This is a genomic window from Caballeronia sp. NCF2, from assembly GCF_023631205.1.
GTDB classification, from domain to species: domain Bacteria; phylum Pseudomonadota; class Gammaproteobacteria; order Burkholderiales; family Burkholderiaceae; genus Caballeronia; species Caballeronia zhejiangensis.
Genome location: NZ_JALQDN010000084.1, coordinates 1 through 17701 on the forward strand (window position 1 = coordinate 1; position 17701 = coordinate 17701).

A 17701-nucleotide genomic window follows, 5' to 3' on the forward strand; every position below is an offset into this window, starting at 1 on the left:
GGAATCACCAGCATTTCGAGGGGCACAGGCCGCAGGGCAAGCGGTGGCGACAGGGACGGCGTGAGGCTCAAGGTGGGGCGCTTTCCTACAAGACGATTCGAGCATATTTATCAACATTATAGGATGGATGTCTAACGTTAATAATCAATGTTATCAACAGGATAGTTGGATTTTCTAATGTTGAATGAACCACTCTTGCTTGCAATTTACGCTGGTCCGTGTAGGATGTGGCACATCTGTAGCACAAAGAGGATGCCATGTCGACGACCACGCTACGCCTTCCACCGGATCTTCGCGATCGCGTCTCCCGACTCGCCCAGCAGTCCGGCACTACGGCACACAGTTTCATGTTGGACGCGATCTCAGAACGGGTCGCGAATGAAGAGCTACGACAGGCGTTTCTCGACGAGGGGAACGCTCGCTTCGCGAGGATGCTCGAGACTGGTGCGGGGCTCGACTGGGGCGAGATGCGTGACTATTTGCGCGAGCGCGCAGCTGGTGGCTCGCCGGTAGCGCCCAAGGCTAAGCGATGGCGCGAGTAATGCTGGCGCCCGAAATTCGTGAGGACTTCGATCGCATATTTGAGTTTCTCTTCGAACACACGCCGGAGCGTGCAGTCGAGCGCATCGAAAATATCGTGTCCGCACTCGACATTCTCCAGTCAAGCCCAATGATCGGCCGGCCGGTCGACAATCATCCAGGCATGCGCGAATTGGTCATTTCGAATGGTGCGCATGGCTATTTGGCGCTGTATCGGTTTTTGCCTGAGTTCGACGCGGTGTTCGTAGTGGCAATTCGAAGTCAGCGCGAACAGCGGTACCGACGAGAATCTTCGTGAGCGCTTCAATTAGCGTTACAACGTGCCGATCGCAGATGATAGATGACGGCTCTTGATGATTCGTCCTTTGGCGGATTCGCAGACGACGCGATTCAACCAGCGCCATGTCGGGTGTCGAACGAGACACGTACGCAGGGCGGAGAACTCCAGATTCCGAACCGCCGCCATTTGGAGACATTCGCTGACACCGTCAAGCTGCCGCTTAACATCAGACAGCGTCCATCGATGCGAAGCTTGAATGTGGACAAACGAAAACTGGCGACCCGTTGCGGTTACCCCCGTCGCTGAGCAGAGCTCGCGCTTTTCGTGTTGCAGGAATGGCCGCGGCCAGCAGAGACCTTGATCTAGATCTAGTTGCGAGGGTCGGCGCGCATACGGCGGATGTGCTGGACGCGTGGCTCGGTTTCTCCGGGAACGAGATCGACGCGCTGGGGGGCGCTGGGATCAGTTAGACGAGGTTTCAGCCTCGCGTGCCGTGGCGAGCAGCTTCGAGAGGAGGCGCTGAGCGACCTCACCGAATTTGTCTTGCGTCTCCGAAATCACCGTCGCCACACCTTGACGCTTCGATTTTGAACGCTTGATGTCTCGCACCGTACTGACGACGCGAAGTACATCGCCCGGGTGGACCGGCTTGAGCCAGGTGATTTGCACGCTCATGCCAATAATGCCGCCTGCAAGCGGCAATCCGCCCGGGGTGAGCAAACGCATCGTAATCGCGGCGGTATGCCAGCCGCTCGCGGCCAGACCGCCGAAGATCGATCTCTTCGCCTCGCTCTCGTCGAGATGGAAGGGTTGCGGATCGAACGCTAATGCGAAGCGCCGGACGTCGCCCTCGGTAACGGTGAAGGTCGGCGATTCCAATTGCAGGCCAATCTTCAGGTCATCGAGATAGAGAAGTTTGGTCATGGCGCGTGCTCCGATCGTCTTGGATGATGCGGGGTTCAAGCAGCTTCGTCATACGAGCACAGATCGAAGCCGGTATCTCGAATCCTTGCTTGCTTTCGCGCTGGTCCTGAGTGTGTTGCCACAGGGGAAACGCCTGCGGTGCAATGCCGGCATCCTTGCCCTCTGGATGAATCGGCGAGCTCGCGTCCATCATGGCGACCGATGGCTCTGTCAACTTGTCGGGACGGAGGCGGAAAGACGGCAGGAAAAATCGTCTCTCAGAACGCGTAGGACGGATTTTGGGTGACTTCGGTGAGTTCGCGCCAGGCAACGAATCGCGCCGCGAGCTGTTTGCGATAGAGTGAAGCGCGCAGCAGATGCCGCTTGAGTGCGAAGTGGTGCCTGATCGGCCCGAAGCACGAGAGAAGTTTCTGTGTGCGTGTCGGGTCGCGAAAGCCGCGCATGCGACGCTCGCGTTCGCGCGTTGGTTGATGGCTGTTCTCGGCGCGGTAATTCAGTCGGGCGGCCGCTTTGACGAACACGTGTTTCACGTTCGCAAGTTCCGGGATCTCCGTTTTGGCGCCGTATAGCTGCGCAACTGATCGGTGACGATCTTGCGCGGTACCGGGCTCGAGCGCAGCACACGCATGAAAAAACGTTGGCCGCGGTTTTGTCGCGCCGTTTTTTCAGCAAGATGTCGAGTTCGGCGCCATGCTCGTCGACCGCACGCCACAGCAGGTGCGGTTCGCCATGCAGCGTGACGGACGTCTCGTCGAGGTGCCATGTGCCACCAGGCTTGCGTCGCGCCGCTTTGACCCGGTGAGCGAGGCCCCTTGCCAAACTTATCGCACCAGCATCGGATTGTCTCGTATGTCACGATCACGCCGCGCTCGAAGAGCAGTTCCTCGATGTCGCGCAAGCTCAACTGAAAGCGGAAATACCAGCGCACAGCGCAACCGATGACCTCGGCTGGAAAACGGTGACCATGATAGAGCGATTTGTATTTCTTCATCGCGCCATCTTACGTGACCGGGCCAGCAACCCGACAACGCCCGGTCAAAGCTCCGTCCGGCTTCGTGCGCGAAATTCCGTGGGAGACATCGAAAATTCCTTGCGGAATAACTTCGAGAGTCTTTCTCCGTTGCTGAGGCCCGTTCGACGGGCGATCTTGTCGACCGGAAGATCGCTATTTTCGAGCAGCTTGCAAGTGAGATCGAGCCGCGCTCGAAGCAGGTACTTCGAAGGCGTGATGCCGATCTCGCGCTTGAACAGACGCAGGAAGTTGCGCTCGCTCATCGAAGACATGCGCGCCGCATCGACGACAGATATCGGCTTCGCGCAGTTCAGCACGACCCAGCGCGCCGCCGCGCGTGCCTTTTCGGCCAGCGTCGTCTCATACATCTCTTCGAACGCCGCCTCGAGCGACAAGCCTCCGCCCGAACCAAGACGGTCCGCGACACGCATGGCCAGATCGGCGCCCAAGTCCTTCTTGACGAATGCAAGCGATTTCATCAATGCCTGATCGCGTTCATGCTCTGATAGGGTTTTCGTCGCCGAACTGGGCGGAATATCCTGCTTCATCGAAGGCCAGTCCCGCGCCGTAACGCCCGCGGCCGACAATAGCACGTGCGCGTTTCCCGTCGCGGTAATGGTGACGCTCTTCCCGCTCACGCGTCTCAGGAGCTCCATAAGATTGTCGTCCGAGGACGCGCGTGCCACGCCGCTGCCTCCTACGACGAACAGGTTATCGAGACTATCGAATTTTCCTCCCGCGAGTTGTTCCGTCCACACAGAGATGGAAGAGGAACACAAGACCGTACCCCCGCGGGCCGATACCAGATTCACGCGATACTTCAACGAATGATTCGCTGCTTCGGAGTGCAACTCGTTCGCTACATGCAGTGCTTCGGCAAGCGTGCCTGCCGCCAGCAAGGAGAAACCATCGTATAAAACAATGCCGATGTGCTTGCTCACCGTCGAATCATGCATCGCGTACGCGCAGTCGCCAGCGACGCACGTAGCTTCGAGGACGTCAGTTGAGGTTGACATCGCGGAGCCTCCAATTCGTTGCGTTGGTGTTTTTCCTTCCGCGCGAGCGTGTCGACTGTTGGCCTCGTTTTAACTTTTCTGAGTGACCAGGAATTCTCAAAGACGCAGCTTACAGGTAAGAAAAAATTGCGTCGAGGCAACGATAAAAATAGACATCCATATGAAAAAACGTCTTAATCGCTCTCGGCGTTGAATGCTAACGCACGTTCGCGGCATAGTTGCGGAAGTCGCATCCGCGAATGTCGGCATTTATCACACTCGCAATCGTTTGCTATTGCAGGCTTTCTCAAGGTTTCGGAAGAAGAGTTTTTGTGTACTTCAGAAGCGAGGCATAGCTTTCGTTCTGTTGCATCGAGAAAGATGTTTCTAACGAAAGGCGGGCCGAATTCGCGCCCGTTTTTTATTGCGCGGAATCATATGTTATGACGAGTACGCGTCTATTCGTTCGCCAAAAGGTGAATACGAGGTTTGCGACCCGCCAACATGGAAGAGATTTGAGCCGTTCGAGCAGCCAAGGCATGCGGGCACTTTTGGGCTATCTAGGCGTGCGCGCAGTTGGATGTGGGCCAGTTGGAGGGCTTGCGCGTGGCGCTACTGCAAGGACCATTGGCACGCGGTTTCGGTACCGAGTTGTGGACACGCAAACGCGTACGGGCGCTCATCGAGCGACTGTATGGCATCACCCAGCGAGGCCCATGTCTGGCGACTGCTGGGCGCGCGGGGCGGGCGATCGTGTTGACGTCCATCCCTACGAAGTCCGCGAAGATCTGCCTGAGGAGAGCGCAAATACAGGCCGCCATCAAGGCTTTCCGAACATCGAACATCTAGATGGTCGACGACGAAGCATTCAGTATGTCTTAGCGATAATAGCGGCCGACACTACGGAACGACTGAGCGTTATGCGTCGGGAGCGGCCTTCGAGCTGTCTAGAGCGTGTTAGGAACTTTTATAGTTGTTATAATTAGGATAACAAATTTAACTACAAGACACGATGATAACGCGGGGAGCCTATCCGACTGATGTGTCCGACGAAGAGTGGAGTTTCGTGGTGCCCTATCTGACACTGATGGACAGCAAAGCTCCGCAGCGGAAATACGAGTTGCGGGAAATGTTCAATGCGCTACGCTGGCTCGTGCGGGCTGGGGCGGCGTGGCGCATGCTGCCGACCAATTTCCCTCCGTGGGAACTCGTGTACCAGCAGACCCAGCGATGGCTGCAGGCCGGCTGCTTTGAAGCGATGGTCAGTGACCTGCGTTCAATAGTGCGTGTCGCACAGGGTCGGCAGGGACAGCCCAGTGCGGTCATCTTGGATGGGCGCACCCTGCAATCAACTTGCGAGAGCGGCGCACGCGCGGGCTATGACGGCTATAAACGTAAGCGCGGCAGCAAGGTGCACATGGCTGTTGATACCCTCGGCCAGTTGCTTGCGGTACACGTAACTCCGGCCAATGAACAGGAACGTGCCCAGGTCGCCGAGCTCGCCAGGCAGGTCCAGCAGGCGACCGGGCGCACCATAAAGCTAGCGTTTGCCGACCAAGGGTACACCGGCCAAGAGCCTGCTCAGGCGGCGCAGGACGAAGGCATCGAACTGCAGGTCATCAAATTAAGCGAGGCGAAAAAGGGGTTTGTACTCTTACCCAGACGATGGGTAGTGGAGCGTAGCTTTGGCTGGCTTAACCATTTTCGCAGACTGGCGCATGACTACGAAAGGTTGCCCGAAACGCTCGCTGGTCTGCATTTTGTCGTCTTCGCCATGCTCATGCTGGTTCACGCAGTGCCAATAGTGCAAAGTTCCTAACACGCTCTAAACCGGATATGGCCAATAGGGTCAGTTCCGGCGATTCGGGCCACGGTCGCTGCAGAAGAACGAAACTCGAACTGTGATTTCGACAGCCGGCCAAGAAGCGCCATTCGCGAGACATCTTCAAGTCATCTAAGCCTCGGTTTCCACCCGGCCATCGGTCATTCAATTCGCAGTGCGGAAGCGCTTACTTGTTGACCACTTGTGATCCAACAGTCCTCTCGATGTTTTGAGCGGCTTCTTGGCCCCAACATGTGGGGACGGCAACTCGGGCAATGCGTTTTAGGTCCAGCCATTAGTTCGTGCGCATCAAGGCGTGCCTACTAGGACACCCACGACCCGAGAGTCGCTAGTCACTCCCGTCTTTGGAGGGCAGCGTCACGCGGCCGCTGCCTCTGCGCACGTGGCACTTGATTGCCGAAGAAAAGTTGTCCAGTGACAAAGGGTTGCGCATGCATTGAACATGCATCAAGTCTGAGAGTATGTGCCGTGGGACTGCGCGTGGTCGACCAGCTTTCCATGTCAGACGATTTTGCGGATGCAGGGTTCGAGGACACGAGCGAACGCAATCCGACTCCGGCGTCAGCGGCCGGCTCGCGACCATGCGGGAAAGCCGGTGCGTGCGGTTTTCCCGCAGGACTCATGCGCTAATGTCCCTGCTGCCACTGCAAAAGCGGATGCGTCGCGCCAGCGGGCATCGCCCAGACGCCTCCCGCCGGGATGCTCCAGTCGAGGAAGTTCGACGTGTTGCTCATCTGCGTCGTGGTGAGGCCATTGCTGTCGGGCGGTGCAGTGCCGTTGCCAATGGTGAAGGCGCTCGTTTGCGTCGTCACCGTCCTGTCCCAATAGACGTTGCTATGGATCGCCCCGTAGTTATAAAACGCGGTGCCGCCGTGAAACGAGCCTGGCTCGCCGGGGCCGCTGACCAGGTTGGCCGCGAACGACTGGTCGATGATACCGGTCGCCGTGTTGTCGTAGACGAGCCCCGCGTCCTGCGCATAACCTGTCGAATACGACTGCGTGAGGAACCCCGCATTGATCCCGACGATGCCGCCGGTGCCGCCGTGCGAGCCGCGACCGACCGAACTGGCGACAAACGACTGCGAGATGGTCCCGTGGTTGTCGCCCACGAGGCCGCCCGCAATCCCTTGCGTGAGCACCGATGCACTGCTGGACGATCGCTCGATGGTGCCGTAGTTGCTGCCGACGAGACCGCCGTCGGGACCGCCGCCGTAGATGAAGTAGTCGTTTACTTTGCCGGAACTAGACGCGTAGGTGACGAGCCCGTAGTTGACGCCGACGAGCAGCCCGAAGGACCCGATATCAAATCCGACGCCGATGGCTGCGTTGGTGAGGTTCACGTTGCGCACCACGCCATTCGCGCCGACGACGCCAAAGAGGCCCAGCGCGGAGGTGGGTCCGCCCCGGCCGATGTCGATCGGTCCAAAAGCCACGCCGTTGATCCGCAGGCTGTCGATCGTGTGGCCCATGCCGTCGAATTGGCCCGTGAACGGCGCGTCGGAAAACGTGGCGACGGGGCCGGGCAGCGACCCTATCGGATTGAAGGACGTCGCGGCGCTCGCGTCGATGTCCTTGCCGAGCGCGTAGTTGCCCGAGACATTCAGCGCGACGTTCTGCAGGTCGTTGACATTGTTGACGAGTTTGTAGGCGGTTATCTGCGTGACGAGGCCACTATAGGGTGCTGCGGTCCAGTTCGTGTTGGCGAGCACCGTGCCCGGCGAGTAAGTCCCGTTCATGTCGTATAGCGCCGTGACGATGCCCGTGCTCCTCGACCAGTCGATCGTCCCGCCATCCGCGATGCTTCCGCCGTTGTCGATGCCCCCGCTGTCCGCACGCAGCGTGAGGTTGCCGCTTCCGGCGTTGGCGATCGTCGTGTTCGCAGCGGCCGTTACGTTGTGGGTCGCGCCGAGCGTCAGCGCAGCCGCGCCGTTCCACTGCACGTTGCCGTTGACGGCCAGATCGCCCGCCGACGTCTCGACATCCACAGACGTTCCCGCATTCAGGCTGCGCGACACCGCGCCCGCATTGCTTCCGTCGAGGGTGAAGGTCGGCGCTCCGAGCTTCCACGTTCCGGCCAGCACCGTCGCGCCGCCGACATCCAGCGTGTTGCCGCGCGTCTCAACCGTGCCGCCGCTGCCGTTGGCGTTGCTCGCGGACACGTCGCCGTTCACGTGCACGTTGCCCGAATCCGCGACGAGCCATACGTGACCATCGTGCGTGGCGGTGCCGTTCGCGCGGATCGCGGCGCTATTGCCCGCGAGTGCGTAGACATTGCCATCGGCGGCTTGCAGGTTGATCTGCGCGGCGCGAATCGCGCCAGCGTTCAGCGCCGTGCCGCCGCTGCCCGTCTGAACGAACACCTGCTGGCTGCCCGATGCATCCTGCAACAGCACCTGACTGCCCGCCGCGAGTTCGGCGGTTCCCTGCGCGGCATTGATGCTGCCGAGATTCGCCGCGAGCGTGCGAGAGAAGAGGAACACATCGCCGCCACTCGACCCGATGCGGCCCAGATTCACGACGACGCCGTTCCCGCCGCCCGACAGCGTGAGCGCGCCGCCTTGCATGAAGGCATTGTTATCGGCGTCGAGCGCCGAGGCGACGAAGCGCCCGCCCGTCGCAATCACGCCGGTCGGTCCGACGAGCACGCCCTGCGGATTGATGAGATAGACGCTGCCGCTTGCCTTGAGCGTGCCAAGAATCACCGACGGATCGCCGCCTGTGACGCGATTGAGCGTTGCGCCGCTGCCGTTGTTGAACGTGACGGTGCGACCATTGCCAATCGAGAAACCGCACCAGTCGATCACGCCGCGCGAGGTGGATTGGTTGATCGTCAGCGACTGTCCGCCGCCGCGGATGGAGCCGCTGCCCGCGATGAACTGTCCGCCTTTCGGCAAGGGCGGCGCGGCCTGTGTGCTGATGCCGGATAGCCCCAACGAAGCCGTGGCGAGAAGCAGCACCATCGTCAGTGGACGAAGCCGCAAATAGCCCGCGCGGTTCCTGAGATGATGATAAAGGCGGGAGTGTCGAGCGGGACGCACCGACAAAGCGAGACTTGGATCGAGCTGCATATGCCCTCCAGACGGAGTCAGACATGCGATCGTCATCCGGCCGCTGGTGAAGCTCACCGCTCAATTTTCAAGGCCGTGACCATCGACGTGCTAGCGGGCGCAAAGATAGTATCAACCCGGAACGCGGCTAGCGGGGATTCGTACGTTCGTTCAATGTGCAAGGCAGTGCGCGGCGGTGTACGGCAGGCGTGGTCGCAACGCGGCTTTTATGAAGTTCAGCATTGGCGGCGACGCTCATGCCGTTAGCCATGTTGAAGAACGGGTTCCCTTCGCGCCAGAGGACCGAACGCGGCGCTCGGAAACTGCGATCTTCGGCAGCCGGCCAGGAAGCGTCATTCGCTGTTACCGTTGCTCAGACATTCAGCCGTCTGTTGAAGGCATGAACAGGGAATTTGATTTTTGATGTTGAAGCGTTGCCCGTCGGCCCCGGGTCTGCCGCTCGGTGCTATCCACCGCACGGGGTGTGCGGCGACATGGCCCATTCTCCCGACGTGTTCTGTAGCATCGAGCCTTTCCCGAAGATACGCACTTTCGCCGAAACGGGCAGATCGGCATGCATGCGGGCGGCCCGTCAAGCGCCGGTTACGCCGGGTGTCTATATAGCACCGCGATAGAACTGCGGAAGCGGGACGGTTATCCCGCGCTCACTGCGCTTTCGGATAGCCGACGTAGTAGATACCGATAATGGCCCCGCTGGAATCGTGAATCGGTTCATAGCGCTTCACATACGGTTTGCCCAGAACATCAACATCGCCATAGATAGTAGGCACCGCCGTTTCGAATGGCGGCCAATGCCTTGCCCTTCGGATCAAGGACAGTCCCGATGGCCCTCGATCCTTAGAATCTCTTCTTCGGTGGGCAAGCGCTGCCCGTCAGTGCAGGGACGTAGCTCGTAACCCCTCCCTGCCCCCTTCGGCGAGTTGGCAGTTGTGTGCGTCAAGTTGTGCAGAAACGGGGGACGATGGTTCAGTTGATCGGTTTTCCGTGTCCGATGCGAAGGGCGTAGCCATTCGCATCGGACCACGGCGCGCTGTTTATGCCGCAGCGCGTAAGAACTCTTTCTTTTGCTCGGCCAGTAGGGCCATGTTGAGATAGCGGCTGTCTTCCAGCCACGTCTCATGGATTTCACTGCATAGCGCCCTGACTAAGCGTAGACACGCCGCCTCGTTCGGAAAGATCCTCACAATACGCGTGCGCCGCTTGATCTCTTCATTCAGGCGCTCGAGCATGTTGGTCGACTTCAAATGCTTGTGATGCGCACGCGGCAGCCGGTAGAACGTGAGCGTCTCAGCAATGTTGCCTTCAACCCAATCGACAAGCTTCGGATATTTGCCCTGCCACTTTGTGATCCACGCCGCGAGGTCTCGTTGCGCCTCCTGCAGGTCGCGTCGGTCGTACATCCAGCGCAACTCCTGCAGGCAGTCGTCGTCGGCCTTGCGCGGCAGGTAGTCCAATGCGTTGCGCAGAAAGTGCACGTAGCAGCGCTGCCAGGCGGCCTCAGGAAGCACCTCGCTGATTGCCTTCTTCAGTCCCGCATGATCGTCCGAGGCGACGAACTCCACGCCTGAGAGCCCGCGCTTCTTCAGCCCCAGCAAGAACTCCTTCCAGCTCGATTGGCTCTCGCGGTTAGCCAGCTCCACGGCCAGCACTTGCCGGTGACCTTCCCAGTTGATGCCGATGGCAATCAGCACTGCTTGCGAGCGAATCACGCCTGATTCACGCACCTTCTCATAGCGAGCATCGACAATCAGATACGGATACGCTTCTTCCAGTGGCCGGTGTGCAAACTTTGCCAGCGTCGCGTCGAGCCCTTTGTTAATGGCGGAGATCGCCGAGGCCGAGAAGCTGTGACCGCACAGCTCTTCGGTGATCGCCTTGACCTTGCGGGTCGACACGCCCTGCACGTACATCTCGGCCAGGGCGGCCACCAGCGCCTTCTCGCTGCGCGCATAGCGCTCGAACAATGCCGTCGAGAACTCTCCGTGTCGGTCCCGAGGCACGCGAAGCTCTAGCTTGCCGATGCGCGTCACCAGTCCACGGCCATAGTAACCTGCACGGTAGCCACTGCGTGCCTCGGTGCGCTCGTTGTGCGAGGCGCCCAGCAACTCTGTCATCTCTGCTTCGAGCACCTCCTGAAGCGCATCCTTCATGAGCGCCTTCATCAGGTCCCGGTCGCCGGCAACCAGTGCTTCCACTGGCGGCCGGTTCGTAATACGCTTGGTCGTGGCCATGGCGTAAGCCCTCCCGAGGGCAGGTTGACGAACTGGACATTCATCAACTTACACCACGGCCACCCCTTCATTCCGCAACTTTCTGCCTTCGAGCTTTCTGCACACTTGTCGGTACATTACCGAGTTGGCGGGCCATCTCCATTTCGATCCTGTCTGAGTGGTCTGCATTTCCTGCACTACACTCGTTGGTGTAGAACAAAGACGTCGGGCGTACCGGGAGAACGCGTCATGAGTCGGCCGCTAGATGATGGACTCTTGCGCGCGTCGCGCGTCACGCCTGCCAGGCGCTGGATCGCATGGCTTTTCGTCATCACGAGCGTGATCATCTGTGCCGTTGCGGTCCGCATGACGCAGATCGAAATGCAGAACTCGCAGCGGCAGGCGCATTACCTCTCGGAGTTGGGGCGCGAGATCGGCTTTTCTGTCGGCGAAGGACCCAGTGCCAGCATTCCACAGGCGTCGGCCGGCCCATATGATGTGCGGCTCGGCTATGCGTTGCTGCCGTCGTTCGAGGAGCGGCTCCTTGCGCGCGGGTTTGCCGTCACCGCGCAGGCGCGCGGCTCGGCAGCCATGATGTCAATGGCCGATCAGGGCCTTTTCATTCCCTATGAAGAGAAAGACCGCGCCGGGCTCGCACTGCTCGATTCGCGCGGCAACCCGCTCTACAGCGCTGCGAGTCCCGGTCTCGTCTACGACAGCTTCGAGTCCATTCCGCCGGTAATCGTCAATGCGCTGCTCTTCATCGAGGATCGCAGCCTGCTGGACGACAGCCTGCCCAACCGCAATCCGGCAATCGACTGGGGACGCTTCGGCCGCGCACTTTTCGATCAGAGCCTGCGCGTCGTCGATAGGCACGCGCCGCAACCGGGCGGCAGCACGCTGGCGACCCAGATCGAGAAGTTCCGTCACTCGTCGGGCGGGCGCACCGCGTCGCCGCCGGAGAAGCTCCGCCAGATCGCATCGGCTTCCGTGCGTGCTTATCTCGAGGGCCCGCAGACGATGCCCGCGCGCCGTCAGCTCGTCGTGCGCTATTTGAACTCGGTGCCGCTCGCGGCGCGGCCCGGCATCGGCGAGATCAACGGGCTTCCCGACGGCATGGCCGCGTGGTACGGACGCGACTTCGACGAATACAACCGCATCCTGAACGCACCCGTTTCGGCCGAGATGCTCGATGCGCAGGCGCTCGCGTTCAAGCAGGCGCTATCGCTGATGATCGCGCAGCGCGCGCCGTCGCGCTTTCTGCGCCCGGGCAGTCCGGAGCTCGAACGCCGCACCGACAGCTATCTGCGCCTGCTCGGCGCGAACGGCATCATTGCGCCGGCGCTGCGCGAGATGGCGCTTGCTGTGCCGCTCGAACTGAATCCGGCGCCGCATCGGCGGGCGGCCGTGTCGTTCGTCGCGCGAAAGGGCGTGACCGCGCTGCGCTCGAACCTGCTCGGGATACTCGGCGTTCCCAGTCTCTACGATCTCGACCGTCTCGACCTCAGCGTCACCGCGACGCTCGACGACCCCGTGCAGCAGGCCGTGAGCGAGCGGCTCGCGAGCGCGGCGACGCGCGATGGCGCGGCCGATGCCGGATTATTCGGCTATCACATGCTGCGGCCCCACGACGAACTTCGAAGATCTCGTACAGCTTCACGCTGATGGAGCGCAAAGGCGGCACGAACCTCGTGCGCGTGCAGACGGACAGCATCAACGAACCCTTCGACATCAGCCGCAGCGGGCGCCTCAACCTGGGCTCGACGGCCAAGATGCGCACGGCCATCACTTACCTGCAGATCGTTTCTGCGCTGCACGCGCGCTATGGCGCGATGAGCGCGGCGCAGCTGCGCGGCGTGACGCTTGATCGCCAGGATGTCCTGACGCACTGGGCGCTCGACTATCTCGCGAAGACGCCGGACCGCTCGCTCCCCGTGCTGCTCGATGCCGCCGTCGCGCGCAAGTACTCCGCGAGCGCCGGCGAGACCTTCTACACGGGTGGCGGCGCGCAGGCGTTCTCCAACTTCGAGGCGACCGACAACTCGTGCGTGCTCACCGTGGAGAGCGCGTTCCAACATTCGGTGAATCTCGTGTTCGTGCGGCTGATGCGCGATATCGTCCACTACGAGATGATCGAGGTTGCGGGGCCGTCCTCGGACTGGCTCGACGATCCGGCGGTGCGTCACGCGTATCTGACCCGTTTCGCCGACGCCGAGAGCCGCGTCTACATGAGCCGCTTCTACATGAGATACCGGCTCAGGACGGCGGATGAGGCGCTCGCGCTCTTGTTGCGCGATGTGCGCAAGTCGCCGCCGAAGCTCGCCACGGTGTTGAGAAGCGTCGCGCCCGACGAGCCGCCGGCATGGTTCGATGCCCGCATGCGCGCGGCGCTGCACGGCACGCCGTATGCGTCGATCACGGACGATGATCTGGCGAAGCTCTACGTGAAATACGGCGTCGACAAGTTTAATCTCAACGATCGCGGGTATATCGCGAGCGTGCATCCGCTGGAGCTGTGGACGGTGAACTATCTGCGTTCGCATCCGCTCGCGACCCTGAACGATGCGCAGGACGCGAGCCGCGATGCGCGCGTCACCGTGTATTCGTGGCTCTTCAAGACGCGCTATCACGCGACGCAGGACAGGCGTATCAAGCGCATGGTCGAGTTGCAGGCGTATGCCGAGATCACGAAGTCGTGGCGCGCGCTCGGCTATCCGTTCGCGTCGGTGACGCCTTCCTATGCGGCGGCCATCGGAGCGTCGGGCGATCGGCCGGAGGCGCTCGCGCAGTTGATCGGCATCGTGGAGAACGGCGGCAAAGGGCTTGCCACGCAGCGCATCTCGACGCTCGAGTTCGCGAAGGACACGCCGTTTGAGACGCGCTTCACCCAGATGAGCGCGCCCGCGAAGCCGTTGCTCGCGCCCGAGATCGCGACCGTGGTTCAGCGGCTGCTGCGCGATGTCGTCGAGGGCGGCACCGCGAAGCGTCTCGCCGATGGCCTCACGTTGTCCGGCCGCGCGCTCGGCGTATCCGGCAAGACCGGCACCGGCGACCAGCGTTTCAACGTGTATGCCCGCGGCCGGCGTCTGATCGAATCGCGCAAGGTGAACAGGACGGCCACGTTCGTCTTCGTGATCGGCGAGCGCTTCTTCGGCACGATCACGGCCTACGTCCGCGAGCCTTATGCCGCGCACTACGACTTCACGAGCGCGCTGGCCGTGCAGTTGCTGAAGTCGCTCGGGCCGGCGCTGCAGCCTCTGCTGGCTGACGGACAGGAGATCAAAGCCGCCGGCGAAGCGAAACCGGAAAGCCGGTAGAAGTGCACGGGTAGAAGCGCCCGTCAGGATGCCAGGCGCAGATGCCGCTTGCCCGAATGGTGCTTACCGTTGGTCCGGTATGCCGCGAATTGCGCCCTGGCCCAATGCGACCGGGCGATCATCTGGCGATGGCGATCCTGCGTGCTCGCGTGATACACGCGCGGCATCACGACAGGGGTTTCATCGCCCGTCAGCCAGTGGCGAATCGTGACCAGATCCACCGAACGCGCCCAGGAAGACGGTGCGCCGAGGAGCGCGATGATGACCGGACCATTCGGCATGTCCGCTTCCACGAGAATGCAGCGTCCGGCCTCGCGGGTGTAACCGGTCTTCGCCAGTTGAACGTTCCAGTCCGGCCAGTCGACGACCGGGTCCGAGTTCCGATAGAACCGCGTTCTGGTGCCGATGACTTCCTGATAGCGAGGAAGCACGGTGAAAGCGCCGATCAGACGGTAGCGTGACGCGGCATCCGCCATTTTCATCAGGTCGCGCGCTGTGGACACGTTGTCTGCCGACAGCCCCGTCGGATCGATGAACTGCGTAGCCGCCAAGCCAAGAGCGCGCGCCTTGTCGTTCATCTTCTGGAGGAAGGCGCGCTGGCCTCCCGGAAACGCACGCGACAGAGCGGCGGCCGCGCGATTCTCTGACGACATCAGGGCGAGGCGCAGCATTTCTTCCCGTTCGAGCGTTGCGCCCACCGGGATGCGCGAGCCCGAGTGCTTGAGCCGGTCGATGTCGGCGTCGCCGATCATCACGCTTTCCTGCATGGGCTGCGCTTCGTCCAGCACGACCATCGCCGTCATCAGCTTGGTCAGGGAAGCAACGGGCCGTACGGTGTCGGCCTGCTTTTCGAGCAGGACTTCGTGACGCTGGATGTCGTACACCAGCGCGCTGCGCGACTGGAGCACCGGCGTCCCGGCCAATGCGAGGAGCGGAATGGCCGCGAGAAGCAGGGCAGTGGCAATTTTCTTCATCACGATCATCCCCTGAACCTGCAATCCGGCGCCTGGCACCATCGATGTCCGATCGCGTAGACTCGCCCAGGTCGTTCATTTCAAATCGACGGACACGAAGCTGCCCGGCGGCGGCATACCGGAAGCGTGACGGACACATGAGACGAGCCCGGAAACGAGTACTTTAATGGTAGTCACTGCCAGCGGAAGCGACGAAAAAAAAACCGCACTCCCGCGCTCTCGGACTCTCGGATGCGTCATCGTCACGATCCGATTGTTCGAGAATGCACTTGCTAGCCAGCTGACGAATCCTTCGGATTCGTCTTGCGACGTCCGGCAGTATCGCGCTCGAATTTTCCAAGCGCGTGGCTGGGCGCGCGGTCAACCCGTTCATGGACATTGGCCTGGCATACAGCCAGCCTTGGGCGAATTGCAATCGCGCTGGCGCAAAGTGGTCCACGCCGCTGCGAAGGGCGGGATAACCGCTGGCCCGATCTATGCCTAAGGCCCGCCCTCACAGGCACCGCACGGGCGCCACATGCTCAATCATCCGGAACAGGCCGTGCAGCGGTTCGCCTTTTCGGTAAAAGGCGTAAATTTAGGCGGCGATGCCGCGCTCCATAACTTCCTCTTCGGCAAGCGAGCTATGGGCGATGATCGGCACCGCAGTAAATCAAGTCGAACCACGCAGGGCCTCTGCCACGCTGAAGCCGTCGCGGGGTGCCATTTTTATTTCAAGGACGACGACATGGGACGCCCATGCTTGTGAAACTTGAAGTGCAGCCTCGCCCCTATTCGCCACGAGAGCTCGGTAGCCATACGCCATGAGGGCCACGGCGAGGGCGTCGGCTATCGCCGCGTCGTCATCGACGATCAGCACGGCAATGGGAGGCGTGACGGCGTCGAAGTCTCGCGTGGCCCATAAACCCGGCATCGGGGACGGTTGCATAGCATGAGTGGTAAGCAGTAGACCTTTCTCTCCTCTGGGCAACGGTCATGCCGGTTTCGGGACCGTTTCGGACAGGACGTCTGCGAAAATTCCCATCGATTGAAAAGCGTCAGCGCGAGCCTGTCGCTCGCCTAGGCACGGCGGACAGCAAGATTGTCGGTACGCAAAGGCAGATCGGCACTGTCGTTGGCGGCTCAACTCCTCGCCGTCGTGAGGGACAAGGAACGGATTGGCATCGCTACGAGCGGTAAAATCACCGTCCCAGCACTACCTCGACCTGACCGGACGGAAAAGATGGACCACATACAGAGCACGCGCGACGGTACAGGCGATACAGAAGAGCTCTTCCGGATTTTGGTGCAAGGCGTCACCGACTATGCGATCTTCATGCTCTCTCCGGCTGGAGTCGTCACAAGCTGGAACGTCGGAGCGGAACGGATCAAGGGCTACAGCCAATCAGAGATCGTTGGCGAGCATTTCTCACGTTTTTACACGGACGAGGACAAGGTAGCCGGCGTACCAGCCCAGATGCTCGCCGCAGCAGCGAAGACGGGCCGCGCCGAACGCGAAGGTTGGCGGCTTCGTAAAGACGGTAGCCGCTTCTGGGCGCACGTCGTGATCGATGCGATTCGGGACACCGACGGTGTCCTGATTGGGTTCGCAAAAGTCACCCGCGACAATACTGAGCGCAAGGAAGCTGCCGCCGCCTTGAAAAAGCCAACGCGGCACTCTTCCAGGCGCAGAAGATGGAGGCAATCGGGCGCCTGACCGGCGGCGTCGCCCACGACTTCAACAACCTGCTCGCGGTACTCTCTAACGGGTTACAGGTGCTGGCGATCCAGTCCCCCACGCCCGTCCATAAAAAAATGATTGAAGGGATGCGACGGGCGATTGAACGCGGGGCCACTCTCACCCAGCAGTTGCTTTCTTTCGCGCGCCAACAGCCGTTGCAGGCGGAGGTGCACGACCTGAACGGATTGATCCGCGAGTTCGGGCCAATGCTTTCACGTGCGGGCAACCGTAGCACGCACGTCGAACTCGCGCTCCAGCCCGGCGAAACATTCGCGCTGGTCGACGCAGCGCGTTTCGAGGCGACGCTGCTCAACCTCGTCGTCAACGCGGTCGACGCGATGCCGAGCGGCGGTACCGTCACGATCGTCACGGACACGGTCGAGGCTGACGCGCAGATGACGTCGGCATTGCCGCAAGGCCGCTACGTTCGCATATCTGTTTCAGATACCGGTACCGGCATGTCCGGCGACGTCCTCGCACAGGCGTTTGAGCCGTTTTTTACGACCAAGCGACCCGGTAAGGGAACCGGACTGGGCCTGAGCCAGGTGTACGGTTTCATCACCCAGTCAGGCGGCAACGTGCACCTTTCGAGCGAGGTGGGCAAGGGGACGACAGTCGATCTATATTTGCCGGTCGCGCAGCCGGCAGCAAGCGAGAATGTGCCGCCGGGCCCGAAGGTTGAGACGGTCCTGCTCGTCGAAGACGAGCCCGACGTGCTGGGAGTTGCGTCGGAACTGCTGACTAGTGTCGTGAGTTAGAAGTTCGTTGAATCGATTTCCCGGTCTTTCTGGAATGACGAAATGTTGATTAAAGAGCCG

Annotated in this window: 11 protein-coding genes and 3 pseudogenes; 6 read left to right on the forward strand and 8 right to left on the reverse strand. The window is 61.0% G+C overall.

The features are described 5' to 3' along the window. Positions 1 to 257: 257 nt before the first annotated feature. Positions 258 to 542: a CopG family ribbon-helix-helix protein gene (locus NCS02_RS31875; RefSeq protein WP_239294600.1), complete on the forward strand. Its 285-nt coding sequence runs from the start codon at positions 258 to 260 to the stop codon at positions 540 to 542. Continuing rightward, positions 542 to 838: a type II toxin-antitoxin system RelE/ParE family toxin gene (locus NCS02_RS31880; protein WP_250508236.1), complete on the forward strand. Its 297-nt coding sequence runs from the start codon at positions 542 to 544 to the stop codon at positions 836 to 838. Before NCS02_RS31875 ends, NCS02_RS31880 begins: the two co-directional genes overlap by 1 nt. A gap of 444 nt (positions 839 to 1282) precedes the next feature. Here NCS02_RS31880 and NCS02_RS31885 read toward each other — a convergent pair whose 3' ends face one another. The 3 genes and pseudogenes from NCS02_RS31885 to NCS02_RS31895 all read right to left on the reverse strand — a co-directional run bounded on the left by NCS02_RS31885 (position 1283) and on the right by NCS02_RS31895 (position 3412). Then, positions 1283 to 1744: a MaoC/PaaZ C-terminal domain-containing protein gene (locus tag NCS02_RS31885; protein WP_250508237.1), complete on the reverse strand. Its 462-nt coding sequence runs from the start codon at positions 1742 to 1744 to the stop codon at positions 1283 to 1285. 257 nt (positions 1745 to 2001) lie between these two features. Further along, positions 2002 to 2735 (reverse strand): annotated as a pseudogene (locus NCS02_RS31890) (IS6 family transposase). Between the two features lie 44 nt (positions 2736 to 2779). Further along, entirely contained in the window at positions 2780 to 3412 is a 633-nt protein-coding gene (locus NCS02_RS31895) for a helix-turn-helix domain-containing protein (protein WP_239294598.1), read from the reverse strand. Positions 3413 to 4766: 1354 nt separating this feature from the next. On the opposite strand from NCS02_RS31895, the gene NCS02_RS31900 reads away from it, so the two are divergent. After that, entirely contained in the window at positions 4767 to 5570 is an 804-nt protein-coding gene (locus NCS02_RS31900; RefSeq protein WP_372492497.1) for an IS5 family transposase, read from the forward strand. Positions 5571 to 6220: 650 nt separating this feature from the next. Here NCS02_RS31900 and NCS02_RS31905 read toward each other — a convergent pair. The 3 genes from NCS02_RS31905 to NCS02_RS31915 form a co-directional block, all read right to left on the reverse strand. Beyond that, complete coding sequence (locus NCS02_RS31905) at positions 6221 to 8662, reverse strand: two-partner secretion domain-containing protein (protein WP_350029870.1); 2442 nt, start codon at positions 8660 to 8662, stop codon at positions 6221 to 6223. Between the two features lie 644 nt (positions 8663 to 9306). Continuing rightward, positions 9307 to 9432, reverse strand: a complete 126-nt coding sequence (locus NCS02_RS31910) for a cache domain-containing protein (protein ID WP_239294596.1) — start codon at positions 9430 to 9432, stop codon at positions 9307 to 9309. Between the two features lie 264 nt (positions 9433 to 9696). Then, positions 9697 to 10893 (reverse strand): IS256 family transposase, encoded by a 1197-nt coding sequence (locus NCS02_RS31915; protein WP_239294595.1) that lies wholly within the window; start codon positions 10891 to 10893, stop codon positions 9697 to 9699. A 228-nt stretch (positions 10894 to 11121) separates the two neighbouring features. Here NCS02_RS31915 and NCS02_RS31920 point away from each other — a divergent pair. Beyond that, positions 11122 to 14189, forward strand: a pseudogene (locus tag NCS02_RS31920) (transglycosylase domain-containing protein). A 23-nt stretch (positions 14190 to 14212) separates the two neighbouring features. On the opposite strand, the gene NCS02_RS31925 reads toward NCS02_RS31920, so the two are convergent. Then, entirely contained in the window at positions 14213 to 15205 is a 993-nt protein-coding gene (locus NCS02_RS31925) for a serine hydrolase (RefSeq protein ID WP_239294594.1), read from the reverse strand. A 475-nt stretch (positions 15206 to 15680) separates the two neighbouring features. On the opposite strand from NCS02_RS31925, the gene NCS02_RS31930 reads away from it, so the two are divergent. After that, positions 15681 to 15911 (forward strand): hypothetical protein, encoded by a 231-nt coding sequence (locus tag NCS02_RS31930; protein ID WP_239294593.1) that lies wholly within the window; start codon positions 15681 to 15683, stop codon positions 15909 to 15911. Here NCS02_RS31930 and NCS02_RS36520 read toward each other — a convergent pair. Beyond that, positions 15816 to 16091 (reverse strand): response regulator, encoded by a 276-nt coding sequence (locus NCS02_RS36520; RefSeq protein ID WP_350029871.1) that lies wholly within the window; start codon positions 16089 to 16091, stop codon positions 15816 to 15818. The genes NCS02_RS31930 and NCS02_RS36520 overlap by 96 nt on opposite strands. Positions 16092 to 16385: 294 nt before the next feature. Here NCS02_RS36520 and NCS02_RS36525 point away from each other — a divergent pair. Further along, positions 16386 to 17632, forward strand: a pseudogene (locus NCS02_RS36525) (PAS domain-containing hybrid sensor histidine kinase/response regulator family protein); the annotation flags it as partial. Positions 17633 to 17701 lie beyond the last annotated feature (69 nt).

Excerpts from the sequence above, each read along its gene's own strand:
- NCS02_RS31875 (WP_239294600.1), top strand. The coding sequence starts at position 258 with ATGTCGACGACCACGCTACGCCTTCCACCGGATCTTCGCGATCGCGTC.
- NCS02_RS31880 (WP_250508236.1), top strand. The coding sequence starts at position 542 with ATGCTGGCGCCCGAAATTCGTGAGGACTTCGATCGCATATTTGAGTTT.
- NCS02_RS31885 (WP_250508237.1), bottom strand. The coding sequence starts at position 1,744 with ATGACCAAACTTCTCTATCTCGATGACCTGAAGATTGGCCTGCAATTG.
- NCS02_RS31895 (WP_239294598.1), bottom strand. The coding sequence starts at position 3,412 with ATGGAGCTCCTGAGACGCGTGAGCGGGAAGAGCGTCACCATTACCGCG.
- NCS02_RS31905 (WP_350029870.1), bottom strand. The coding sequence starts at position 8,662 with ATGCAGCTCGATCCAAGTCTCGCTTTGTCGGTGCGTCCCGCTCGACAC.
- NCS02_RS31915 (WP_239294595.1), bottom strand. The coding sequence starts at position 10,893 with ATGGCCACGACCAAGCGTATTACGAACCGGCCGCCAGTGGAAGCACTG.
- NCS02_RS31925 (WP_239294594.1), bottom strand. The coding sequence starts at position 15,205 with ATGGTGCCAGGCGCCGGATTGCAGGTTCAGGGGATGATCGTGATGAAG.
- NCS02_RS31930 (WP_239294593.1), top strand. The coding sequence starts at position 15,681 with ATGCTCAATCATCCGGAACAGGCCGTGCAGCGGTTCGCCTTTTCGGTA.
- NCS02_RS36520 (WP_350029871.1), bottom strand. The coding sequence starts at position 16,091 with ATGCAACCGTCCCCGATGCCGGGTTTATGGGCCACGCGAGACTTCGAC.